The organism is Janibacter terrae NBRC 107853 (genome assembly GCF_001591405.1).
Lineage (GTDB): Bacteria > Actinomycetota > Actinomycetes > Actinomycetales > Dermatophilaceae > Janibacter > Janibacter terrae.
In genome coordinates this window covers 749,900-771,441 of sequence record NZ_BCUV01000007.1, presented here as the reverse complement: position 1 = coordinate 771,441, position 21,542 = coordinate 749,900, and the positions used below count along the sequence as shown (strand labels likewise).

22 protein-coding genes are annotated in these 21,542 nt (G+C 73.2%); 6 read left to right on the top strand and 16 right to left on the bottom strand.

Going from position 1 to position 21,542, the window contains the following annotated elements; genetic code table 11:
• Positions 1-33: 33 nt before the first annotated feature.
• Positions 34-369 carry an MGMT family protein gene (locus JT1_RS13370; protein ID WP_068327375.1) on the bottom strand — a complete coding sequence of 112 codons (336 nt, stop codon included), beginning with the start codon at positions 367-369 and terminating at the stop codon, positions 34-36.
• 2 nt (positions 370-371) lie between these two features.
• Positions 372-1,037 carry a peptidylprolyl isomerase gene (locus tag JT1_RS13365; RefSeq protein ID WP_068327372.1) on the bottom strand — a complete coding sequence of 222 codons (666 nt, stop codon included), beginning with the start codon at positions 1,035-1,037 and terminating at the stop codon, positions 372-374.
• 46 nt (positions 1,038-1,083) lie between these two features.
• On the opposite strand from JT1_RS13365, the gene JT1_RS13360 reads away from it, so the two are divergent.
• Together JT1_RS13360 and JT1_RS13355 are read left to right on the top strand one after the other, a co-directional pair.
• Complete coding sequence (locus JT1_RS13360) at positions 1,084-2,004, top strand: NAD(P)H-dependent flavin oxidoreductase (RefSeq protein WP_068327369.1); 921 nt, start codon at positions 1,084-1,086, stop codon at positions 2,002-2,004.
• 31 nt (positions 2,005-2,035) lie between these two features.
• Positions 2,036-3,517, top strand: coding sequence for a hypothetical protein (locus JT1_RS13355; protein ID WP_068327366.1), 1,482 nt, complete (start codon positions 2,036-2,038; stop codon positions 3,515-3,517).
• 125 nt (positions 3,518-3,642) lie between these two features.
• On the opposite strand, the gene JT1_RS13350 is transcribed toward JT1_RS13355, so the two are convergent.
• The 5 genes from JT1_RS13350 to JT1_RS13330 form a co-directional block, all read right to left on the bottom strand.
• Positions 3,643-4,281, bottom strand: coding sequence for an FMN reductase (locus JT1_RS13350; protein WP_068327364.1), 639 nt, complete (start codon positions 4,279-4,281; stop codon positions 3,643-3,645).
• Positions 4,278-5,426 carry an LLM class flavin-dependent oxidoreductase gene (locus JT1_RS13345; protein WP_068327360.1) on the bottom strand — a complete coding sequence of 383 codons (1,149 nt, stop codon included), beginning with the start codon at positions 5,424-5,426 and terminating at the stop codon, positions 4,278-4,280. Before JT1_RS13345 ends, JT1_RS13350 begins: the two co-directional genes overlap by 4 nt.
• Positions 5,427-5,495: 69 nt before the next feature.
• Positions 5,496-6,143 (bottom strand): hypothetical protein, encoded by a 648-nt coding sequence (locus tag JT1_RS13340; protein ID WP_068327358.1) that lies wholly within the window; start codon positions 6,141-6,143, stop codon positions 5,496-5,498.
• Between the two features lie 9 nt (positions 6,144-6,152).
• The gene (locus JT1_RS13335; RefSeq protein WP_068327355.1) at positions 6,153-6,995 is read right to left on the bottom strand and encodes an SMP-30/gluconolactonase/LRE family protein; all 843 of its coding nucleotides are present in this window, start codon (positions 6,993-6,995) and stop codon (positions 6,153-6,155) included.
• A gap of 33 nt (positions 6,996-7,028) precedes the next feature.
• Positions 7,029-7,985 (bottom strand): 5,10-methylenetetrahydrofolate reductase, encoded by a 957-nt coding sequence (locus JT1_RS13330; protein ID WP_082807672.1) that lies wholly within the window; start codon positions 7,983-7,985, stop codon positions 7,029-7,031.
• A 92-nt stretch (positions 7,986-8,077) separates the two neighbouring features.
• Between JT1_RS13330 and JT1_RS13325 the strand changes: the two genes are divergently transcribed.
• Positions 8,078-8,836 (top strand): SDR family NAD(P)-dependent oxidoreductase, encoded by a 759-nt coding sequence (locus JT1_RS13325; protein ID WP_068327353.1) that lies wholly within the window; start codon positions 8,078-8,080, stop codon positions 8,834-8,836.
• Between the two features lie 103 nt (positions 8,837-8,939).
• Here the strand turns inward: JT1_RS13325 and JT1_RS13320 are convergent, their stop codons facing one another.
• Entirely contained in the window at positions 8,940-9,404 is a 465-nt protein-coding gene (locus JT1_RS13320) for an aminoacyl-tRNA deacylase (RefSeq protein WP_068327350.1), read from the bottom strand.
• Between the two features lie 87 nt (positions 9,405-9,491).
• On the opposite strand from JT1_RS13320, the gene JT1_RS13315 reads away from it, so the two are divergent.
• Positions 9,492-9,989 carry a DUF4395 domain-containing protein gene (locus tag JT1_RS13315; RefSeq protein ID WP_068329263.1) on the top strand — a complete coding sequence of 166 codons (498 nt, stop codon included), beginning with the start codon at positions 9,492-9,494 and terminating at the stop codon, positions 9,987-9,989.
• Between the two features lie 75 nt (positions 9,990-10,064).
• Here JT1_RS13315 and JT1_RS13310 read toward each other — a convergent pair whose 3' ends face one another.
• Positions 10,065-10,811, bottom strand: a complete 747-nt coding sequence (locus tag JT1_RS13310; RefSeq protein ID WP_068327346.1) for an enoyl-CoA hydratase/isomerase family protein — start codon at positions 10,809-10,811, stop codon at positions 10,065-10,067.
• On the bottom strand, positions 10,811-11,989 hold the full coding sequence (locus tag JT1_RS13305) for a thiolase family protein (protein ID WP_068327343.1): 1,179 nt from the start codon (positions 11,987-11,989) through the stop codon (positions 10,811-10,813). Before JT1_RS13305 ends, JT1_RS13310 begins: the two co-directional genes overlap by 1 nt.
• A 74-nt stretch (positions 11,990-12,063) precedes the next feature.
• Between JT1_RS13305 and JT1_RS13300 the strand changes: the two genes are divergently transcribed.
• Together JT1_RS13300 and JT1_RS13295 are read left to right on the top strand one after the other, a co-directional pair.
• Positions 12,064-12,378 carry a hypothetical protein gene (locus JT1_RS13300; protein ID WP_068327340.1) on the top strand — a complete coding sequence of 105 codons (315 nt, stop codon included), beginning with the start codon at positions 12,064-12,066 and terminating at the stop codon, positions 12,376-12,378.
• Positions 12,375-13,208 (top strand): SDR family oxidoreductase, encoded by an 834-nt coding sequence (locus JT1_RS13295; RefSeq protein ID WP_068327337.1) that lies wholly within the window; start codon positions 12,375-12,377, stop codon positions 13,206-13,208. The genes JT1_RS13300 and JT1_RS13295 overlap by 4 nt, the downstream gene beginning before the upstream one ends.
• Here JT1_RS13295 and JT1_RS13290 read toward each other — a convergent pair whose 3' ends face one another.
• The 6 genes from JT1_RS13290 to JT1_RS13265 all read right to left on the bottom strand — a co-directional run bounded on the left by JT1_RS13290 (position 13,209) and on the right by JT1_RS13265 (position 21,484).
• Complete coding sequence (locus JT1_RS13290) at positions 13,209-13,721, bottom strand: GyrI-like domain-containing protein (protein ID WP_068327334.1); 513 nt, start codon at positions 13,719-13,721, stop codon at positions 13,209-13,211.
• A gap of 28 nt (positions 13,722-13,749) precedes the next feature.
• Positions 13,750-15,057, bottom strand: coding sequence for a glycoside hydrolase family 15 protein (locus tag JT1_RS18450; RefSeq protein ID WP_169702006.1), 1,308 nt, complete (start codon positions 15,055-15,057; stop codon positions 13,750-13,752).
• A gap of 76 nt (positions 15,058-15,133) precedes the next feature.
• Positions 15,134-17,488 carry a GNAT family N-acetyltransferase gene (locus JT1_RS13280; RefSeq protein ID WP_068327328.1) on the bottom strand — a complete coding sequence of 785 codons (2,355 nt, stop codon included), beginning with the start codon at positions 17,486-17,488 and terminating at the stop codon, positions 15,134-15,136.
• Positions 17,485-18,819: a lysine N(6)-hydroxylase/L-ornithine N(5)-oxygenase family protein gene (locus tag JT1_RS13275; protein WP_068327325.1), complete on the bottom strand. Its 1,335-nt coding sequence runs from the start codon at positions 18,817-18,819 to the stop codon at positions 17,485-17,487. The genes JT1_RS13280 and JT1_RS13275 overlap by 4 nt, the downstream gene beginning before the upstream one ends.
• Positions 18,816-20,282, bottom strand: coding sequence for a pyridoxal phosphate-dependent decarboxylase family protein (locus JT1_RS13270; protein ID WP_169702005.1), 1,467 nt, complete (start codon positions 20,280-20,282; stop codon positions 18,816-18,818). Before JT1_RS13270 ends, JT1_RS13275 begins: the two co-directional genes overlap by 4 nt.
• 35 nt (positions 20,283-20,317) lie before the next feature.
• Positions 20,318-21,484 carry a serine/threonine-protein kinase gene (locus tag JT1_RS13265; RefSeq protein WP_068327322.1) on the bottom strand — a complete coding sequence of 389 codons (1,167 nt, stop codon included), beginning with the start codon at positions 21,482-21,484 and terminating at the stop codon, positions 20,318-20,320.
• Positions 21,485-21,542 lie beyond the last annotated feature (58 nt).

The following is a 21,542-nucleotide window of genomic DNA, read 5'->3' as shown; positions in this document are numbered from 1 at the left end:
GACCCGATAAACCTGGGACTCCTGGGACCAGCCTCAGGCCAGGTCGTCGGTGGCCGCGGCGTGAGCACGGCCGAGCTCGCCGAGGTCGACCCGGTACTCGGTGATGCGGCAGCCCAGCCCGTTGGGCTTGACCCCGATGCCCTCCTGCCGCCAGTGCTCGAAGACGGCGGACCGCTTGTGCTGCGGCGCGTCCCCAGAGGCGTTGACGACACGCCACCACGCGACCCCGCTGCCGTACTCACGCAGGACCCAGCCGACCTGCCGGGGCCCGGTCCCGACGAGCGCCGCGATGTCCCCGTAGGAGATGACCCGCCCACGGGGGACGAGCTCCACCGCACGCAGCACCCTCTCGACGAGGACGTCGTCCATGCTCACTCCTCGCTGACCGTCACGCTCTCGATGCGGTGGACCTTCGCCGGGGCGCCGTCACCGCTCGACCCGTCGGCCTCGATCGCCTCGACGGCGTCCATCCCCTCGGTGACCTTGCCGAAGAGGCTGTAGCTCGGCGGCAGTCCCACGCCCGCGTCGCCGGTGATGATGAAGAACTGCGAGCCGTTGGTGTCCGGCCCGGCGTTGGCCATCGCGACCGAGCCGATCTCGTAGTCCCCGGCCTGCGGCAGCTCGTCCTCGAACTCGTAGCCGGGGCCGCCGCTGCCGTCGCCCGACGGGTCACCGCCCTGGACCATGAAGTCCTTGATGACGCGGTGGAAGGTCAGCCCGTCGTAGTACCCGTAGCGCGCGAGGACGACGAAGTTGTTGACCGTCGTCGGCGCCCCCTCGGCGTCCAGCTCGATCGTCACGTCACCGGCGTCGGTGGCGAGCGTCGCCGTGTAGGTCTTCGCCTCGTCGATGCACATCGGCGGCGCCTCCTCGAAGGAGGTGGCGCGCACCTTGGCCCCGCCCTCGGGCGGGCACTCGGTCGCGCCGCTGACCGCCGTGGTCTTCGCGTCGGTGCCGCCGTCGCCGGAGCCGGAGCCGCACCCGGTGAGGGCGAGCAGGACGGCGGCGGCGAGGGCGGGCAGGGCGCGTCGGGTCATGGCCGGAGTCTACGAACCTGCCTGCTCGCAGGCGCATGATGAGGGCATGGCCTCGCTCACCCGGACCCTCGCCATCACCCACCCGATCGTCTGCGCGCCGATGGCCGGCGTCGCCGGCGGCCGTCTGGCGCATGCGGTCTCGACCGCCGGTGGCCTCGGCATGATCGGCGCTCGGGGTGCCTCCTCGCCCGAGTGGATCACGGAGCAGGCGGCGATCGCGGGGGCGGGAGGGACCCCCTTCGGCATCGGCCTCATGGCGTGGGTGGACGAGGTCGACGACCAGATCGACGCCGTCCTCGCGCTCGAGGGGGAGCGCCGTCCGGCGCTCGTGTCGGTGTCCTTCGGCGCACTCGCCGCGCCCGTCGCCCGGCTGCGGGAGGCCGGGCTGCGCACCGCCTGCCAGGTCGGCAACGCGGCCGACCTGGCGGAGGCGATCGACGCGGGCGCGGACGTCCTCGTGGCCCGCGGGGGCGAAGGGGGCGGACACGGGCGTGACGAGGTGGCCACCGCCGACATGCTCGCCCGTGCGCTCGCCGAGACCGACCGCCCGGTCCTCGCCGCCGGCGGCATCGCCACCGGGGGCGACGTGGCCCGGGCCCTCGCCGCGGGAGCCGCCGGGGTCTGGTGCGGCACCCCCTTCCTCACCTGCGTCGAGGCCGACAACACCCCGGCCGCGCGCGCCGCGATCGTCGTGGCGAGCTCGACGACGTACTCCCGGGTGCACGACGTGGCCCAGGACCTCGCGTGGCCGCGCGAGTTCGGCGGGAGGGCCGTGTCGACCCCCTTCGTCCGGCAGTGGGCGGGGGGCGAGGACGCGATGACCGCGGACGCCCGCGCCGAGCACGCCGCGGGGCGGGCGGCCGGCGACCCCGGCTACGCGCCGCTCTACGCGGGCACCGGTGTCGACCGGCTCAGCGCGGAGACCGACGCGGCCGCCGTCGTGCGGGCTCTGGCGGACGGCATTTGATGTCGTGTGACTCGTCCCACAGGATGAGGGCATGAGCGACGAGACCTCCGCGGGCGTGCACTTCCCGAGCGACGACCAGGGCCGACGGACGACGACCCCGACGACGAAGGGGGTCCTCGCGGACTCCGTCCGTGCCGTCGACCCGGCCCTGGCCGAGCGCGTCGACGGCGCACGCGACTGGCGCAAGGACTACGCCGACCTCGTCCACGCGGTGACGCTCGCCAGCGCCGCCTCGCCCGACGCCGCGACCCGCATCGCGGCCGACGGGCTGGCCTCGATGCGCCGCCGGATGGTGCTCGTCGACGCGGGCGGTGCCGAGGTGCCGCTCGAGGAGGCGGAGCCGGGCGGGGCGAGCGAGGCGACCTTCGGGACCGAGTCCGTGCGGGGCACCGCGCGGCCGGTCACCGAGCTGCGGGTGCCCTACGAGGGGCGTGAGCTCGCCGGCGATCAGCTGCGCGGTCAGCTCGCCGCGTGGGTGGACCGCGGGATCGTCGAACCCTCCTTCGCGGCGGCGGTCGAGGAGGTCGTCGACCACCCGGAGTGGCTCGCGCTGCCGGGCCACCGCGCGCTGCTCATCGGGGCCGGCGCCGAGATGGGGCCGCTCGAGACCCTGCTGTCCTGGGGCCCCGACGTGCTCGCGATCGACCTGCCGCGCAGCCGCGCCTGGCGGTACAAGAAGGGCCTGGCCTCCCGCGGCGCGGGCACGCTGACCTTCCCCGTCGACCCGGCCGGTGAGGAGGGCGGCGACGTCGTCCACCAGCTGCCGCAGGTCCTCGAGTGGGTCCGGCGGCAGCAGGGCGACCTGCCCCTGGCCGTCGGGATGCACGCGTACGCGGACTCCGGGGTGCACGTGCGCCTCACGGCGGCGGTCGACCTGCTGATGGACGAGCTGACCGCTGCCGACCCCGGCACCGCGCTCGCGTGGCTGGCGACCCCGACCGACGCCTTCGTCGTGCCGCCGGACGTGGTCGCCGATGCCCGGCGGCGCTGGGACGCGCGGGGGCTCGGGCTCAGAGGTGTCCAGGCGCCGGCGCGCGCGGTCGGGCGCGGGCGGCTCTTCGAGCCGGCCTATCGCGATGCGCCGGAGGGGCACTGCGGTATCGCCGACGTCATCGTGCCCCAGCAGGGCCCCAACTACTCGCTCGCCAAGCGGCTGCAGCGCTGGCGCGGCGTCGCGGCCGAAGGGAGCGGGCAGACCGTCTCCTTCAACGTCGCCCCCGCCACGTGGACGCGCTCGGTGACGAAGAACCCGGTGCTCGGGGCCGCGTACGGCGGTGCGCACCACTTCGGCGTCGAGGTCTTCCGGCCGGAGACGGTGCGCCCGCTCATGGCGGCGCTGCTCGTGCGCGACCTCGTCCGCGGGGTGCCGCAGCGGGCGCACCCGGAGGAGCTCTTCAGCGATGCCGCGGCCCACGGCGGCCTGTGGCGCGTGGCCTACGAGCCCAAGACCGCCCTGGGCGTCGCCGCCGTGGCCGGCCTGCCCGGCTCGGTGAGGCGGCGCCTGCGGGGCTGAGGCCGGCTGGGTACACCCGCCTCATGAATATCGGGTCACCCGATAAACCTCGGGTTCGCAAGAGTTTTAAACTCATGCGAACCCGATGAATATCGGGTGACCCGATAATCCTGGGACGAGCCCCCTCAGCCCCCGTCGTGCCCCCGCAACAACTGGCTGAAGTCCGTCACCGGCCCGAGGGGCCCCGGCTCGTCGGCGCCCTGGGCGAAGCCGGCGACCCCGGTGCGCTCGGCCACCACGAGGGCGGCGAGCTCCTCGGCGGCGCGCTGCACGCGGCGGTCGAGGTCGACCTCGCCACCGAAGTCCTCGGTCGCCGCGAACACCGCGGTCGGCACGACGACGGCCCGCAGGTAGGCGAAGAGCGGGCGCAGGGCGTGCTCGAGCACCAACGAGTGCCGGGGCGTGCCGGCGGTCGCCGCGACGAGCACGGGCGTGCCGGTGAGCGCGTCCTTGTCGAGCAGGTCGACGAAGGTCTTGAACAGACCGGAGTAGCTGGCCGTGAAGACGGGCGTGACGGCGATGATGCCGTCGGCCGCCGCGACCTGGCGCTGGGCGGCGCCCAGGGCCGGAGTGGGGCGTCCTCCGGAGACCATCGACTCGGCCATCTCGACGGCCAGCTCGCGCAGCTCGACGAACTCGACGTCGAGGGACTCGCCCCGCCCACCGACCGCGGAGCGCGTGGCGTCCGCGAGCTGGTCGGCGAGCAGTCGGGTGCTCGAGGGCTGCGAGAGCCCGGCGCTGATGACGACGACGCGGCGGCTCACCGGGCTGCCATCTCCTGCTCCTGCTGGGCGATCGCGACCGGGCTGGTCACGACCTTGCGGTGCGGGCTGTCGGGGCCCTCGGCGACGAGCGACGCGTGCGTGGGCGGCTCGCTCGGGACACCCTCGGGGCGGCGCGCCTCGAACTCCCGGCGCAGCACCGGCACGACCTCGCGGCCGAGCAGCTCGACCTGCTCCAGGGCCATCTCGAGCGGCAACCCGGCGTGGTCCATGAGGAAGAGCTGGCGCTGGTAGTCCCCGACGTGGTCGGCGAAGGACAGCGTGCGCTCGATGACCATCTCGGGCGTGCCGACGGTGAGCGGCGTCTGCCGGGTGAAGTCCTCCATCGAGGGACCGTGCCCGTAGACCGGCGCGTTGTCGAAGTACGGACGGAAGACCCGCTTGGCCTCCGCCTCGGTGCCGGCCATGAAGGCCTGCCCGCCGAGCCCGACGATCGCCTGGCTGGCGTCACCGTGGCCGTAGTGCTCGAAGCGGCGGCGGTACAGCTCGACCATCTGGGCGGTGTGCTCGAGGTTCCAGAAGATGTTGTTGTGGAAGAACCCGTCGCCGTAGAAGGCGGCCTGCTCGGCGATCTCGGTGGAGCGGATCGACCCGTGCCAGACGAAGGGGGCGACGCCGTCCAGCGGTCGGGGGGTCGAGGTGAAGCCCTGCAGGGGCGTGCGGAACTGGCCCTTCCAGCTCACCGACTCCTCGCGCCACAGGCGGCGCAGCAGGTGGTAGTTCTCGACCGCCAGCGGGATGCCCTGGCGGATGTCCTTGCCGAACCACGGGTAGACGGGGCCGGTGTTGCCGCGGCCCATCATCAGGTCCAGACGGCCGCCGGACAGGTGCTGGAGGAAGGCGTAGTCCTCGGCGATGCGCACGGGGTCGGTCGTCGTGATGAGGGTCGTGGACGTGGAGAGCTTGAGCCGCTCGGTCTTCGCCGCGATCCAGGCGAGGTGGGTCGTCGGTGCCGACGGGACGAAGGGAGGGTTGTGGTGCTCGCCCGTCGCGAAGACGTCGAGCCCGACCTCCTCGGCCTTGAGCGCGATCTGCGTGATCGCGTCGATGCGCTCGCCCTCGCTCGGCGTGCGGCCGGTCGTGGGGTCCATCGTGACGTCACCGACGGTGAAGATGCCGAACTGCATGACCGCTGCCTCCTGGGTTGTTGATGATTCAACTATACCAACAGGGGGCCCCGCGGTTCCATTCCATGGTCAACGGGTGGATCTCTGCCGGGCGGCCTGGACGTACGAGGGCCGGCGCAGCAGGGCCATGGTCCGGTACTGGCTCAGCCCTCGGGGCAGCTCGTCCACAGGGTCGAAGGGGTCCGCGGGTGCGGTGTCGCCATCGATGGTCAGGCTGCCGAAGGTGTGCCACCGTCCTCCCGGTCTCGACCACGACAGCTCCCAGGCCGTGGCGGCCGTGCCTCGTGGCGTCAGGCGCAGCAGCAGGGGTCCGGTGCCCGTGGCCATCGGCACGAGGGTCGAGCACGTGCCGGCGGACACGCGCGGCAGCAGCAGGTGGCGGCTGACGCGCCCGCTGCCGGTGCCGGCGAGCAGGAGGTCTCCTCCGGACGGCCCGTCGAGGTGTACCGCCATGCCCTCGATGTCAGGCGTCCCGGCGGGCAGCCCGATGGCGCGACTGCGTCGCACCACGCAGGTCCACGTGCCCTGCTGGTCGCACACGGCGACACCGACGGGTACCTCCGCGTCCTCGGTCACGGACCACGTCCCCCGGAAGACCTCCCCGTCGGGATGCAGGGGCCTGGCTCCGCCACGGCCGTAGATCCTGTTGATCAGCACCGACAGCGCGTGGCCGCCCAGCTCGGCACCGCCGTCACGGATGACACCCAGAGTCCTCATCGATCCAGACTAGGACCGCGGGAAGGGGGTGACCCCCTTCCCGCGCACCCCCGGGGACGCGACGAAGACCGACCCGGCGGCGGGGTCCTCGCCCGCGTCGAGGCCCTCCCGCGAGGTCGTGATGTACAGCTCGTCGAGGTCCGCGCCGCCGAAGGTGCACGCAGTCACCTGCCGCGCGCCGACCTCGACCACCGCGTCGAGCGTCCCGTCCGGGGAGCGGCGCTCCACCCGGCCGTCCCCGAAGAGGGCGGTCCAGACACCCCCTTCGGCATCGACGGTCAGGCCGTCGGGGTTGCCGTCGACGTCCGCGAAGGTCCGCCCGTCGACCAGCCCGCCCTCCGGCGTCCAGTCGAAGACCGTGATCCGTCCGGTCGCCGTGTCGTCGTAGTAGGCGAGCGTCCCGCCCGGTGACCAGTCGATGCCGTTGGAGACCGTCACCGCGGGCAGCGCGGTCTCGACGGACAGGTCGGCGCCGACGCGGTAGAGGCGCGCGGCCCCCTTCGCCTGGTCGTAGGCCATCGACCCGACGTAGAGGGTGCCGTCGGGCGCGACCCCGCCCTCGTTCATCCGGACCGCGTCCGTGGTCCACAGCGGGCGAAGGGGATCCACCCGCCAGTCCTCGTCGGCGAGCGCCAGCCCCCGCTCGACCGCGATGACCGCACCCCCGCCCACGCGGGGCCGGATCATCGCGGCGACGTCGCCGACGTGGGTGCGGGAGATCGCGCCGCTGTCGTCGAGGGCGAGGACGTCGCCGGCGAGCATGTCGACCCAGCGCAGGCCGCCCCACCCGGGCCACCAGCAGGGGCCTTCGGCGTGGTGGGCGACGGCATCGGTGAGGCGGGTGGCGCGCATGCCCTCGAGGCTAGCCGGGGGCCGTGGTCCGGCTCAGTCCCGCTCGAGCAGCTCCGCGATCTGGTGCGTCAGCTCCACGGCCGCCTCGATCTCGACCTTGCGGCTGGAGACGGACTCGATGTTGAAGCCGAAGGGGATGCCGAGGTAGCGGCAGAAGCTGGACAGCTCGCGTGCGGCGTTGAGCGCGTGGAGCTTGGACCAGGCGAGCGGGTCGTCGGCGTGGAGGATCTCGTTGCGCACCCAGCTCGGCACGTCGACCCCGAGCCACTCGAGGAACTGCAGCGTCTTGGGCGACCCGCACAGCGAGAGCGTGAAGATCAGCGGCGCCGGGTCGAGCCGGTCCTCCACGACCGCGTAGCGGTAGTCGGACGCGAGGTTCTTGGCGGCACCGATGTCGTAGACGATCTGGCTGATGAAGAAGCTCGACCCGGCGTGCTGCTTGCGCAGGATCCGCTCGTGCTCGTCGCCGCGCCCGGCGTGGCGCTCGGGGATCGTCACGCCACCGAGCGGCAGGAGGGGGCGCACCGTGCGGTGCAGCTCCACCGCCTCCGCGAGGCTGGTGCGCATCTCGGCGTCGCGGGTCGAGGACCCGACGAAGACCGTCAGCACGTTGTCTGGCGCGGACTCCAGCCAGGTGCGCAGCTCGTCCTGGGCGTACTTGCCGACCGCGCGGTAGACGATCGCCGGACGGTCCCAGCGGTGCAGCTGCCGGCACAGGTACTCGCCCGGGTCGAGCATCGCGGCGAAGGGGAAGGGCCGCGGCGCGTCGTTGCGGTCGGCCTCGTCGGTGATGTCGTAGAGCACGAGCGCGTCGACGGGCAGCGCCTCGACGCGCTCGAGCGTCCGGGCCGCGATCTCGGCGACGCGCTCGGGGGCGGTCTCGGCGCGCGGGGGCGTCAGGCCGAAGAGCAGGACCTCCCGGGGGTTGCGCGCGGGCGCGGGGAAGGCTCCGGGGGAGGGGGTGTGCGACTCCGACTCGGGCTGCTCCATGGCTGCACGCTATCCGCCCGGGAGGGGCACCCGCGGGGGCGTCCGCTGGTTAGGCTCGGCCCGAGCCATCCCGGCCTCGTCGAAGGAGAAGCATGCAGATCACGGACACCGCAGCCATCGTCACCGGCGGGGCCTCCGGCCTCGGCGCCGCCACCGCTTCCGCGCTCGCCGCGGCCGGGGCGAAGGTCTACGCCTTCGACCTGCCGACCGCCGTCGAGACCGCGCCGCAGGTCGAGGGCGTCGAGTACGTCGCGGTCGACGTCACCGACCCGGAGCAGGTCCAGACCGCCGTCGACACCGCCGCCGGTGCGGGCGTGCCGCTGCGCACCGTCGTCAGCTGTGCCGGCATCGGCCCCTCGATGCGCATCCTCGGCAAGAAGGGCCCGCACGACCTCGCCTTCTACGCCAAGGTCGTCCAGGTCAACCTCATCGGCTCCTTCAACGTCATGACGCTCGCCGCGGAGAGGATCGCGGCCACCGAGCCCCTCGAGGACGGCGCCCGCGGCATCGTCATCAACACCGCCTCGATCGCCGCCTACGACGGCCAGGTCGGTCAGGCCGCGTACGCCTCGAGCAAGGGCGGCATCGTCGGCCTCACCCTGCCCGCCGCGCGCGACCTCGCCCAGCACGGCATCCGCGTGATGACGATCGCGCCCGGCATCGTCGAGACCCCGATGCTCGCGACGGTCTCCGAGGAGTTCCGCGCGGGCCTCGCCGCCGGCGTCCCCTTCCCGCAGCGCCTCGCCCGCCCCGACGAGTACGCCCAGCTCGCGCTCGCGATCATCGACCACGACTACCTCAACGGCGAGGTCATCCGCATGGACGGCTCGCTGCGCATGGCCCCCCGCTGACCCCCGCTCCCTGAGGACGCCCCCGCTGAGCCCCGCTCCCTGAGGAGCTTGCGCAGCGCCGTCCCGCTCCCTGAGGAGCTTGCGCAGCAAGCGTCTCGAAGGGTCAGGCCGGCTCGGTGACGTCGGCGACCTGCGCGCCGAGGTGGGCGATCATCGCGTCCGCGTCGAGGGTGGCGGCGAGGCCGTGCTCGCCGGCGCCGATCGAGACGGTGCGACCGGCGACGGTCGTGTCGGCGATCACCGGCAGCGCGGTCAGGGAGCCGAAGGGGGTGATCGTGCCCCTCTCGTAGCCGGTCACCTCCTGCGCGACCTCCTTGTCCGGCAACGAGATCCTGTTGACGGAGAGGAGGGTGCGCAGCTTCGGCCAGGAGATCTGGCGGTCGCCGGGGACGAGGACGAAGAGGTGGTCGCCCTCCCCCCTTCGCACCACGAGGGTCTTGATGATGTCGCGCGGCTCGACCCCGCGGGCGGCGGCTGCCTCCTCGAGGGAGCGCACCTTGCCGTGCCGCGTGATCGTGTGCTCGATGCCGCTGTCGCTCAGGGCCTGCGTCGCCCGGGTGCCGTCCATGATCCGACCCTACGACTGGGGGACCGGGGCCGTCTCGTGCATCACAGGATGTTATGTCTGGCCAAACATGCTCTTATGCTTGACGGCATGGGCTTCTTCGACTTCCCCGACCCGGTCAACGAGAAGGCGGCGCGCACGGTCGCGACCGGCGTCGTGCTGCTGAGCGTGCTGACGCTCGTGACCGGCTGGTGGTGGCTCACCGTGCCGCTCGCGCTCGGGTTCCTCGGCCGGGTGCTGGCGGGTCCGCGCCTCAGCCCCCTCGGCTGGCTCGCGATGAAGGTCGTCGGGCCCCGTCTGGGTGCGCCCAGGTTCTCGCCCGGCCCGCCCAAGCGCTTCGCCCAGGGCATTGGTGCCGCCTTCTCGACGACGGCGGCCGTGCTCGCTCTCGGGTTCGGTCAGACGATGGCTGCCGGCATCGTCCTCGGCGTCCTCACCCTCTTCGCCATCCTGGAGGCGGCGCTCGGCTTCTGCGCCGGCTGCTTCGCCTTCGGCCACCTCATGCGCTGGGGCGTCGTCCCCGAGGACACCTGCGAGGCCTGCGCGGACATCTCCCTTCGCCGGCCCCAGCCCTCTGCATTGCCCTAGGGCAATGCAGCCTCTCGCGACCGTTCGTCTGCATGGCCCTAGGGGAATGCAGACGAACGGGCGAGCGGGAGCGGGTCAGCGACCGAGGAACTGCGCGAAGAGCGCCCGGGCCTCCTCGCCCTGCCCACGGCTGCTCAGGGTCGCGGCCTCGTCGACGGCGGACGCGGCCCGGTCCCGGGTCCACGAGGCGCGCAGCAGACGGCGGCTGTCACCGAAGGCGCCGGCCGCCCCCTTCGCGAGGCTCGTCGCCAGCTCGAGCGCGCGGGCCTGCGCGTCCTCGACGACCTCGGCCACCAGACCCTGGGCCAGCGCGTCCTGGGCCGACATCGGCCGACCCGAGAGGGCGAAGGCGAGCGCCCGCTGCTGGCCGATCGCGCGCGGCAGCAGGTACGAGGCACCGCAGTCCGGCGTCAGGCCGATCGCCGGGTAGGCGAAGACGAACTTCGTGCCCTCCTGGGCGACGACCACGTCCCCACCCAGCATGATCCCGAGGCCCCCGCCGGCGACGGCGCCCTGCACGGCCGTCACGACCGGCTTGGCGAGGTCCTCGAGCGCGATGACCGCGGCGCCGGCCTCCTCGGCGAGCCGCTGCAGGTAGGCAGGGTCCTCCTCGTCGACGAAGCTGCGGATGTCGCCGCCGCTGCAGAAGCGCTTCCCGGCCCCGGTGAGCAGGACCGCGCGCACGGCGTCGTCCTCCGCGGCCGCGGCCACCGCTCCGCGTAGGCCGGTGGCCAGCGCCATGTCGACGGTGTTGGACGCGTCGGGCCGGTTGAGCTGGATGCGTGCGACCCCGTCGGCGACGGAGTACTCGACGGCTGCCATCAGATCCGCCGGAAGAGCGCCGCGAGGGCCTGGCCGCCACCGATGCACATCGTGACGATGCCGTACTCGAGGTCCGCGCGGACCATGTGCTTGGCGGCGCGGACCGTGAGGATGCCGCCGGTCGCGCCGACGGGGTGGCCGAGCGCGATGGCCCCGCCGTAGGGGTTGACCTGCGCGGGGTCGAGGCCGGCGTCGCGGATGACGGCGACGGCCTGCGAGGCGAAGGCCTCGTTGAGCTCGATGACCCCGATGTCGGACGGCTGCAGCCCGGTCTTGTCGAAGAGGGCCTTGAGCGCGAGCGTCGGCGCGTAGCCCATGAGCTCCGGCTCCATCGCGGCGGTCGTCACGGCCTCCAGGCTGACGAGCCCGCTCAGCCCGCGCTCCTGCACGGCCGACTCGCGGCCGAGGACGACGACACCGGCGCCGTCGTTGATCCCCGAGGCGTTGCCGGCCGTGACGGTGCCGTCCTTGGTGAAGGCCGGGCGGAGCCGGGCGAGGGTCTCGAGGGTGGTGTCCGGCTTGGGGTGCTCGTCCGTGTCGGCGGTGAAGGGCTTGCGGCCACCGACCTCGACCGGGGTGATCTCCTCGGCGAAGGCGGCCCGCGCCTCCGGGGTCGCCGCGCGGCGCTGCGACTCCAGCGCGAACTCGTCCTGCTCCTCGCGGGAGACGCCGTACTTCTTCGCGACGTTCTCCGCGGTGACGCCCATGTGGATGTCGTGGAAGGGGTCGGTGAGCATGAGGACGGTGCCGTCCTGCAGCTGGCGGTTGCCGAGCCGGTACCCGTTGCGGGCGCCGAAGTCGTAGAACGGCATCCGGGTCATCGACTCGTCACCGCCGGCGAGGGTGAAGTCGAGGTCGTTCCAGCGCATCTCCATGGCCGCGGACCAGATGGCCTGCAGGCCGGAGCCGCAGAGCCGGTTGACCGTGTAGGCCGGGACATTCGCGGGCAGGCCGGCGGTCACGGCGACACGCCGCGCGTTGTAGGCGTCGGGGCCGACCTGGCCGATGCAGCCCATGACGACCTCGGAGATGTCCTCGCCCGCAACGCCGGCGCGGCGCAGCGCCTCGCGGCTCGCGGTCGCGCCGAGCTCGTGGCCCGGGACGTCCTTGAACATGCCACCGAAGCTGCCGGTGGGGGTGCGGGCGCCGTCGACGACGACGATCTTCTCGTTGCTCATGGTGGCTCCAGGGTCGGGTGCAGTGCTCACGGCAGCATCCCATCCCCCTTCGCCCCGGTCGTAGCCTTGTCCGCATGGCACTTCGTGACGCTCACCTCGTCCAGACCGCCCCCGTGACCGCCCTCGGGCTGGTCGGCGGTTACCTCACCGCGCGCGAGAGCGGCATCCGCCCGCTCGGCGGCCTCGTCCTCGGCGGGGCCGGCCTGCTCGCCGGCCGGAGCTGGCTGGCCAAGACCGACCCCGCGACCACCGCGGCGCTGTCGGCGATCTACCTCGGCGGCTTCGGCGCCTCGCACCCGCTCGCCAAGAAGGTCGGCGCCTGGCCGGCCGTCCTCGGCGTCGCCGCCCTGTCCGCCGCCGCCTCGTACGTGCTCTCCGACCGGCGATGACCCCCGTCGCCCTCACCGGCGCGACCGGTCGCATCGGTGGTCGGGTGGCGCGGCGCCTCGCGACGAAGGGGGTCCCCCTGCGCCTCCTCGTCCGCGACCCCGACCGGGCACCCGACCTGCCGAGGTCGAGTGCCGTGGTGGCCCCCTTCGCCGATGGTCCGGCGGTGCGCGCGGCGCTCGAGGGCGTCGAGACCGCCTTCATGGTCTCCGCCTCGGAGGCGGCGGACCGGGCCGAGCAGCACCGCACCTTCGTCGACGCTGCGGCTGCCGCCGGGGTGCGGCACCTCGTCTACCTGTCCTTCCAGGGGGCGAGCCCGGGGTCGACCTTCACCTTCGCCCGCGACCACGCGGTGACCGAGGACGCGATCCGGGCGTCCGGCATGACGTGGACCTTCCTGCGGGACGGCTTCTACGCCGACTTCATGCCCGGCCTCGTCGGCGAGGACGGTGCCATCCGCGGTCCCGGCGGTGACGGTCGGGTGGCCGTCGTCGCGCAGGACGACATCGCCGATGCCGCCGCAGCGGTCCTCGCCGACCCGGCTGCGCACGCCGGTGCCACGTACACGCTCACGGGGCCGGCAGCCCTGTCCTTCACGGAGATCGCGACGATCCTCGGCGAGGTCGAGGGGCGTGACATCAGGTACGTCGACGAGACCCTCGCCGAGGCCCGCGCCTCCCGGGCGGCCTACGGCGCCCCCGACTGGGAGGTCGCCGGGTGGATCTCGACGTACACCGCGATCGCCGCGGGCGAGCACGCCGAGGTGACCGGTGACGTCGAGGCGTTGACCGGGCACCCGGCCACGCCGCTGCGCGAGGTGCTGCGCGGCTGATCAGCCCTCGTACGGCAGGAACAGGTCGGTCCGCAGCGTGCTCGGGTCCATGTCGGGCCGCGGCTCGGTGACGTAGACCTCCCAGAAGGGCAGCGCCGGCTGCCGGCCGTCGGCCGCGGCCTGCTGCATGAGGCGGGACCACGCCTGTCCCAGCCCGTCGTAGCCGCCGAGGTAGGACATCGTCGCCACCTGGGTCGCGGGCAGGACCGAGGGATGGAAGGCGATGCCGCCCGCCTCGAGCTCGCCGTCGAGGGGCGCGGCGAGCGGGAAGCCCAGCTCGAAGGTCATCGTCGCCCCCGGCATGCGGCGGTGCATGGAGAAGGCGGGTCCGGCGACCTGGATCCCCTTCTCCTGCAGGGCGGGCACGAGCGCGCCGAAGCTCTCGTCGAAGATCCCTGCCAGGTCACCGGGCAGGACGTCCTCGGCCAGCCGGACGACGGTCGGGACCGCCTGGGTGCTCAGGTAGGTGACCTGCTCGTGGGGCGCGGCCGGGTGGGTGGGGGTGTCGCTCACGAGGTCCTCCTCGGGGTGGTGGGGTCCTTCACCCTCCCACGCTGGCCCCCGCCGTGAGGGTGACAGCGGCCGTCCAGGCGAGCGGTGACGGCCCGGCGGGGGACCCGTCGTCGCGCACCTTCTCCGGGAGCGACCCGGCGGAGGTGCGGTGACGGGCGAGCCAGACGAGCGTCTCGCGGGCCCGGTCCCGGGTCGCCTCCGAGGTCGCCCACGCCGCTGCGAGCACCGCGGTCTCCGGGGTCCAGGCGACCCCGTCCTCTCGCCAGCCGCCCCCGGGCGCGTAGCCCCCGTTGGGTCGGCGCATCTGCTCGGCGGCCCGGTCGAGCGCGGCCCGCAGGTCTGCGCGGTCGGTCAGGCGGTAGGGCGGCAGCATGAAGGCAACCGCGGTGTCGCTGCTCCCGCCGGCGATCTCGCGGGGCCATCCCCGCGCGCCGAAGGTCTCGTCGATGCGCGTCGCCATCCGCTCGGCCGCGGCGGCGCAGCGCTCGCGCAGCCGGCTCGGCCCGAGCAGCTGCACCGCGCGCTCGAGCCCGACGAGCAGGGGTGCGGCCGTGCCGAGCGTGAGGTGGTCGGCCTCCAGCTCCCAGTAGTCGGGCGAAGGGAGCGGCAGCCCGTCGTCGTCGAGGCGCGTGAGCAGGGTCGCGGCGCAGTGCCGCACGAGCGCCTCGACCCGCGGTCCGTGCGCATCGCCCCGCCACGAGCCGGCGGTCGTGTGCGCGGCCCACAGCACCCAGCCGAAGCCGTCGTCCTGCGGTGGCCGGTCGTCCGGTGTGCCCCCGTCGAGCGCGTAGCGCGCCTCGATCCGAGCGGCCCGGCCGACGCGGGAGGCGAGGGCGGAGAGCTGGCGGGTCGCCCCCTTCGCGTCCCCGAGGTGGTGGAGGGCGACGGCGACGTGCGCGGTGTCGCGGGGCCAGGCGTGCCGCCACATCGGCGACCACCCGGCGACGGCCATCGGCAGGCCGGCGGAGAGCACCCACACGTCGAGGGCGGCCTGGCGGAAGAGGTCGCGCGGGGTCCCCGGCACGTGGTCCGGGAGCGCGACGCTGCCGAGCCACTCCTCCTGCGCGTCGAGCAGGCGCTCCTGCTCGGGGCCGGCGAGCACGCGGGTGCCCGGGAGGAGCAGCTCGAGGCCGTCGGCGGGGACGAGCTCGCGGGTCTGCCGCCACGGGCCGCTGGTCGAGCGCATGGCCACGGTGAGCCCGTAGGACGCGGGCACCTCGTGACGGTCGCGGTACAGGGCCAGACCGCCCGTGCCGGTCGCGGCGAGGGCGACCGCGCCGAGCGAGCCGGTCACGAGGGTGCGCCGGCTCGGCGGCTGCGGCGTGTGCCCCATCACCCCGTCACGGTACCGGTGCCCAGGGGCGAAGGGAGCGTGTGCCAGCACGGGCCGCGCAGCCCGCGCCGGTGTCGGCTCATCCGGCCACGTCCCCTTCGTCGGACCCCGAACCCTGCATCGCTCTGGGGGGGTGCAGCGGGTTGGCCAGGTCGCCGACGCGGATGAGGGAGCCCTCCGGCTCGGTCAGGTCGACCATCTGCAGGGTGTTGCGCAGCTGCAACCGGTTGAGGCACGAGTGCTCGAAGCTCGCGCGCAGCAGGTCCAGGCGCGCGGCCCGGGGGTGCTCCTCCGCGTGCTCGGCGATGCACTCCGCGACGAGCGACCAGAACTGGTCGCCCGGGAGCACACCGTCGTCGGTGAGGATCTCGGCGATGAAGCGCAGCACCCCGTCCAGGACGTCCGTGAGCACCGACAGCGACTGCACCTGCGGGTCGAGGACGTGCCGGATCCGCTCGACGTCTGCGGGCAGCGGTCGGTCGGACATGACGACGACCTCCTCACCGATGTCCTTCATGAAGATGCCGGTGGGCACATGGTCCTCGAGCACGAGGATGACGTTCTCGCCGTGCGGCATGAAGGCCAGGTCGTGCACCCCCAGGCAGTGCACGACGGGCCGCAGGTAGGCCCGGAGCATCCGGCGGACCCACTCGGTGGCGCCGATCGGGCTGGCCGAGATCAGCTCGGTGATGAGCGCGCCGCCGTCGGAGTCGCGGTGCAGCAGACCCGTGAAGGACTGGAGACGTTGTCCCACGCCGAGCTTCGGCACGGGCGACTCGCGCCACAGCGCGGCGACCATCTTGGTGTGCGGGTTGGGGACCCCGAGCTGGTGGTACGCGTCGCCCGTGTAGCCGATCGCCGCGACCTCGCGCAGCACGCGGAATCCGCAGTCGGCGAGGTCTGGGTCACCCGCGACGATCCGCGCCACCCAGTCGTTGATCGCGGGCGTCGCGGCCATGTAGTGCGACGACAGCCCGCGTAGGAAGCCCATGTTCTGGATGGCCAGCGCGGTCTTGACGTAGTGCCGCTCCGGTCGGTCGGTGTTGAAGAACGTCCGGATCGACTGCTGCGCCCGGTACCGGTCGGTGCTCGGGCCGAGGTGGACGACGTCGCGCCGCGCGAGGTCCGCTGCGAAGGTCACCGCGAGCTTGTGGTCCCACTGCCAGGGGTGGACGGGCAGGTAGAGGTAGTCCGCCGGCTCCAGACCCAGCGTCTCGAGGTGGAGGGAGAAGCGCGCCCGGTCCGCCTCGTCCAGCTCACCGTCGTAGAGGTCCGCCTCGGTCACGCCGTCGGCGAGGGCGAGATGGGCGACGCTGCGGCGGACCGCGACCCACACGAGACGTACCTCGGATCCGGCCTCGGGGGAGTAGGCCGCGTGGTCGGTCGCGGAGAACCCGATCCGGCCGTTGTTGGCGACGAAGGCAGGGTGCCCCTCGGTCATCGCGCCCTCGATCGTCTGGAAGTCGGCGCCGACCAGCTCGCGGCTGGTGTGCTGCTCGTGGTGCCACTTGTGGGCCAGGCTCGCGAGGGTCCCGCTGAGCTCCTCGAGGTAGGTCGAGCGCAGGTGGTCGGGGGTACCGAGGTCCTCGTGCAGGTCGGAGACGACCGTCAGGGCGTCGACCTCGGTCGGCTCGCCGTCGAGGCTCCGCTCCAGGCTCGTCGGATCGACCCGCCAGTGCTCGAGCGCGTGCCGGGTCGCGGCGAAGGTGTAACGGGCGTCTCCCGCCGCGATCGTCCAGCGCCCGTCACCGGTCGACTCGGGAGCGAGCAGCCGCTCGTGGGCGAACTCACCGATCGCCTTGGCCGCGACGTGGCGGTGGGCACGCGCCATCACCTCTGGCTGCAAGTGGGCGACGTCGGGCGAAGGGAGGCCCCCGCCGCCTTCGAGCCGGCTCGTCGCGAAGTCCACGGCCGTGCAGAAGCTCAGCAGGGCCTCCTTGTCCGGCAACGAGATCCGCCGGTCGACGACGAACCCGGCGGCGGCGTTCTTCGAGTGGATCGGATGGTTGCGCGCGTCCGGCTCGACGACGACGCGCGTGGTCGCGGGGTGGCGAAAGCAGAAGTGCATGACCGCGCGGAAGACCTGCGAGGTCAGCCCACGCACCGGGGTGCCGGTCGGTGCGACGAGCACGTGCATGCCGAGGTCGCCCGCGGCGACGGGGTAGTGCGCGGCGAGTGCGCTGTGCGCGGGGTCGTAGGTCTCAGTGAGGAAAACGGGCTCGTCGTCGACCCGACCGAGCCAGGCGTCGTGGTGGGCGTCGGCGTCGATCTCGTCGAAGGCTGCCCGTGACTCCGCGCGCGTCGATCCCTGCATGCCCCAGAAGGCGGACCGCGGGTGCGTGACCCACGTGTGCAGCAGCGCGCCGTGCTCGGCCGGGACGACCGGCTCGATGGTGATCCGTCCGATCCGGGAGAGATGGTGCCAGGTCGTCATCGGCCCACCTCGACGAGCCGCGCACGCTCGACCACTGGTGACTCGATCTCGTGGACCCCGAAGTGCTGGAAGGCGATCCGCTCCTCCACCGGGTACACCTCGCGTCTCGCGACCGCGTTGACGATCACCGAGTTGCGGTGAGCGCCCATGCCGAGGTCGGGGGCGAGGACGGAATGGGTGTGCTCCTCCGCGTTCTGCACGAAGATCCTCCTGTCGACGTCGACGCTGTAGTCGTCGCCGGTGTCGTAGCGGTCCCGGGCGTCGCGCCGGATGCGGTCCTCGACGGGCGCGAGGAAGTGCGGTGTCCGCGGGCGGTAGCCGGTCGCGAGGACCAGGCCTGCGCTCGTGACGTGCACCGCCGCCTCCTGCTCCTCGTGGTGCACGACCAGGCGGTACCTCCCTTGGTCCTCGTCCCAGCTGGCCTCTTGCAGCTCGCTGCTGGACAGCAGGGTGGTGGGCACGGGACCTCCGGTCTCGACGCGCAGCCGGTAGAGCGTGTCGTAGATGACGTCGACGAGGTCACCGCTGATGCCCTTGTGGAGGTTGCGCTGCTCACGCGTGAGGACGTCGCGGCGCGCCATGGGCAGACCGCGGAAGTACCGGGCGTACTCGGGCGAGGTCATCTCGAGCGTGAGCTTGGTGTACTCCATGGGGAAGAACCGCGGGGAGCGCGTGATCCACGTCAGGTGGTAGCCGTGGGCCATGCAGCCCTCGAGCAGGTCGAGGTAGATCTCGGCGGCGGACTGCCCGCTGCCGATGACCGTGATGCTCTCCTTGTCCTGCAACGCTGCTCGCGCGTCGAGATAGCCCCCGGAGTGGGTCACGGGTCCGCCGAGGCCTTCGGTGACGGGCGGGACGGCGGGCTCCGTGCCGATACCCAGGACGATGTGCCGGGCGCGTAGCGGGATGAGCGTCCCGTCCCCGCGCCGGGCGGTGACGGTGTAGACCCCGTCGGTGTCGCGCTCGACCGCGGTCACCTCGTGGCCCCAGCGGATCGTCTCGAGCTGGTCGGCGACCCACCGGCAGTACTGGTCGTACTCGGCGCGCAAGGGGTTGAAGTCCTCGCGGATGTAGAAGGGGTAGAGCCGTCCGACCGCCTTGAGGTGGTTGAGGAAGCTGAATCGCGAGGTCGGATCGGCCATCGTCACCAGGTCGGCCATGAAGGGCACCTGGATCGTGGCGCCCTCGAGCAACATCCCGGGGTGCCACGAGAACTCGCCGCGGGACTCGAGGAAGACGCCGTCGACGTCCGGCAGGTCGTGGATCAGCGCGGCGAGCCCGAGGTTGAAGGGCCCGAGGCCGATGCCGACGAGGTCGTGCACCCGGCTCATCGCGCCACCTCCAGCGCCGGGAGCCGGCCCTCGTCCAGCGCGTCCTCTGCCACCAGCAGCTCACCGGTGGCGGCGATCGCCTCGAGGATCCCGCGCAGGTGGGCCAGGGTGGTCTGCGGGTTGAGCAGGGTGAGCTTCAACCACGCCCGGGCGTCGATCGTCGTGCCCGCGACCATGACGTCGCCCCGGTCGAGCAGGGCGTGCCGGATGCGGGGGTTGAGCGAGTCGGCGTCCTGCGGGTCCAGCCGCGGCGGGCGGTACCGCAGCACGACGGTGCTGAGCATCGGCTCGGCGGCGACCTCGAAGCGGTCGTCGGCGACGAGCACCGACCACACCTCGTGCGCGCGGTCGATGACCTCGTCGAACATCTCGCCGACGGCGTCGGCGCCGGTGACGCGCAGGGTCATCCACAGCTTGAGCGCGTCGAATCGGCGCGTCGTCTGCAGCGACTTGTCGACCTGGTTGGGCGTCACGGCGGTGGCTGGGTTGAGGTAGTCCGCGTGGTGGGTGACGTGGGCGAGCGTCGCCCTGTCACGGACGATGATCGCGCTGGAGCTCACGGGCTGGAAGAAGGTCTTGTGGAAGTCCACGGTCACCGAGTCCGCGCGCTCGATGCCCGTGAGCAGGTCCCGACGGCGGTGGGAGGCGAGCAGCCCGCCCCCGTAGGCGGCGTCGACGTGCAGCCAGGCGTCGTGCTCGGCGGCGAGCTCGGCGATGCCCGGGATCGGGTCGATGGCGCCGAGGTCGGTCGTGCCGGCGGTCGCGACGATCGCCATCGCGCGCTCGCCGCGCATGCCCATGCGCTCGAGCTCGCTGCGCAGGGCCGTGAGGGACATGCGGCCGCTCGCGCCGGTCGGTACGGCGATGACGTCGTCCGGGTGCATCCCCATGACCCGGGCCGCCTTGATGACGCTGAAGTGGCTGTGACCGGTGGCGAGGACGCGCAGGCGGGGGGTCGCGCCCTGCGCCTCGGCTCGACGCTGCGCCTCGCCCCGCGCCAGGAGCAGGCCCTGGAGGTTGGACTGCGTGCCGCCACTCGTGAAGACGCCGTCGGCCTCGTCCCCGAAGCCGATCCGCTCCGCCGTCCACCGCACGAGTCGCTGCTCGATGAGGGTGCCGCCGGCGCTCTGGTCCCAGGTGTCGACCGAGGTGTTGACCGCCGCGATGATCCCCTCCGCGAGCACCGCCGGCAGTGCGACCGGGCAGTTGAGGTGCGCGACGTAGGAGGGGTGGTGGAACCAGATCGCGTCGCGCAGGTACAGGTCGGTGACCTCTTGGAGGGCAGCGTCCAGGTCAGCTGCAGGCCGGTCGAGGTCGATGGCGTCCACAGCGGGGGAGAGGTCGGCGACGGTTGCGCCGCTCGAGGGGGCGTTCGTGGCCAGGTGCCGGGCCACGAGGTCGGTGACCCGGGACATCCCGGCGCGGTAGTCGTCAGCGGTGTCGTGCGTCAGCAGGGACTTCACGGAGCTCCTCGAAGTTAGGTAATCCTTAGTTAGGCTTACCTAACATAGACGCTGGCTCCGTCGCTGTCCTCCTGTGCCCACGCTCGGGGCGAAGGGGGCGAGCGCCAGCCCCTGCTCCCCGCCCCCTCGTCGGTGGTCGCCACGACGACCCGACCGTCGGGTTGCGCGGCCAGGCCGACCAGCCGACCGGGCAGGTTCGCGGCAGAGGCGTCCTCGTGGAGCTGCGCGACGTGGGTCGTGCCGCCGTCGCTGTGCGCCACGGTGTCCACCGACCCGGCGACGACGGCGATGGTCGGGGACTGGGAGGTCAGCACGTCGGCCGCCACCAGCTCGGGCGGCGCGACGCGCGTCGGCAGGCCCTCGCCGAGCGGCACCCGCCACACGACGACGTCGTCGTCGCGGCGACCGGCCGCGGCGCAGTGGTCCACGGCGCACGAGACCGCAGTCGGCCGCTCGACTCCTGCGTCGTCCGCGGGGAAGCGCACCTCCCGCCACGGTCCGGCGGGCGCGCTCGCCGTCCACAGGACCGCGACGTCGCGGATCGCCGGCTCGAGCTCGGTGACCCACCCGACCGCGAGGTAGCCACCGGGCACGGTGGTCACCGCGCCGGGTGAGGGCTGCCGGGCGTCCGAGGCCCGCAGGTCCGCCCCGGCGTCGCGCGGCTGCGACCACCGGTCACCCGACCGCGTCCACACCGCCACGTCGCTGCCGTGCTTGCTCGCGCTGACCCAGCTGCCGAGCACCACGGGTCCGCGCGGGCCGACCGCGGCCCCGACGAGCCCGCCCGCGTCCCACCCGCCGAAGGTCTCGAACCGCTGCGGCTGCTCGACCACCCGCCGGGTGTCGCCGCTCCAGATGGTCCACCGCACGTTGCCGTGCGCGCCGGCGCGATGGCCGCCGACGGCGACGGTGCCCCCTTCGCCGGAGGCCACGGTGAGCAGCTCGGCCTCACGACCGGCCCACTCCCAGCGCGTCTGCATCCCGACGGCCCGGGTCGTGTCGTCAGGCCGCAGCAGGTGGATCGAGGTGCGCTCGGTGGCGTCCTCGTCGTAGCGCCCGACGAGCACGCCCTCGGGCGTACCGGTGAGGGTGACGACCCGACCGGGGCCGGGGAGCGCGACCGGCTCCCAGGTGGGTGCGGGCGAGCCGCAGCCGGCGAGGAGGGCGACCGCGGCGGCGCCGAGCGCGGTGACCCGCCGCACGGGTCACCGCTCCTGCGCGGGGCGCGTCGGCGCGGTCATCTCCCCAGTGTGGTGCGCG

What these genes read in the sequence shown, in the direction of transcription:
- JT1_RS13370 (WP_068327375.1), bottom strand. Translation starts at nt 369, where the DNA reads ATGGACGACGTCCTCGTCGAGAGGGTGCTGCGTGCGGTGGAGCTCGTC.
- JT1_RS13365 (WP_068327372.1), bottom strand. Translation starts at nt 1,037, where the DNA reads ATGACCCGACGCGCCCTGCCCGCCCTCGCCGCCGCCGTCCTGCTCGCC.
- JT1_RS13360 (WP_068327369.1), top strand. Translation starts at nt 1,084, where the DNA reads ATGGCCTCGCTCACCCGGACCCTCGCCATCACCCACCCGATCGTCTGC.
- JT1_RS13355 (WP_068327366.1), top strand. Translation starts at nt 2,036, where the DNA reads ATGAGCGACGAGACCTCCGCGGGCGTGCACTTCCCGAGCGACGACCAG.
- JT1_RS13345 (WP_068327360.1), bottom strand. Translation starts at nt 5,426, where the DNA reads ATGCAGTTCGGCATCTTCACCGTCGGTGACGTCACGATGGACCCCACG.
- JT1_RS13340 (WP_068327358.1), bottom strand. Translation starts at nt 6,143, where the DNA reads ATGAGGACTCTGGGTGTCATCCGTGACGGCGGTGCCGAGCTGGGCGGC.
- JT1_RS13335 (WP_068327355.1), bottom strand. Translation starts at nt 6,995, where the DNA reads ATGCGCGCCACCCGCCTCACCGATGCCGTCGCCCACCACGCCGAAGGC.
- JT1_RS13330 (WP_082807672.1), bottom strand. Translation starts at nt 7,985, where the DNA reads ATGGAGCAGCCCGAGTCGGAGTCGCACACCCCCTCCCCCGGAGCCTTC.
- JT1_RS13325 (WP_068327353.1), top strand. Translation starts at nt 8,078, where the DNA reads ATGCAGATCACGGACACCGCAGCCATCGTCACCGGCGGGGCCTCCGGC.
- JT1_RS13320 (WP_068327350.1), bottom strand. Translation starts at nt 9,404, where the DNA reads ATGGACGGCACCCGGGCGACGCAGGCCCTGAGCGACAGCGGCATCGAG.
- JT1_RS13315 (WP_068329263.1), top strand. Translation starts at nt 9,492, where the DNA reads ATGGGCTTCTTCGACTTCCCCGACCCGGTCAACGAGAAGGCGGCGCGC.
- JT1_RS13310 (WP_068327346.1), bottom strand. Translation starts at nt 10,811, where the DNA reads ATGGCAGCCGTCGAGTACTCCGTCGCCGACGGGGTCGCACGCATCCAG.
- JT1_RS13305 (WP_068327343.1), bottom strand. Translation starts at nt 11,989, where the DNA reads ATGAGCAACGAGAAGATCGTCGTCGTCGACGGCGCCCGCACCCCCACC.
- JT1_RS13300 (WP_068327340.1), top strand. Translation starts at nt 12,064, where the DNA reads ATGGCACTTCGTGACGCTCACCTCGTCCAGACCGCCCCCGTGACCGCC.
- JT1_RS13295 (WP_068327337.1), top strand. Translation starts at nt 12,375, where the DNA reads ATGACCCCCGTCGCCCTCACCGGCGCGACCGGTCGCATCGGTGGTCGG.
- JT1_RS13280 (WP_068327328.1), bottom strand. Translation starts at nt 17,488, where the DNA reads ATGACGACCTGGCACCATCTCTCCCGGATCGGACGGATCACCATCGAG.
- JT1_RS13275 (WP_068327325.1), bottom strand. Translation starts at nt 18,819, where the DNA reads ATGAGCCGGGTGCACGACCTCGTCGGCATCGGCCTCGGGCCCTTCAAC.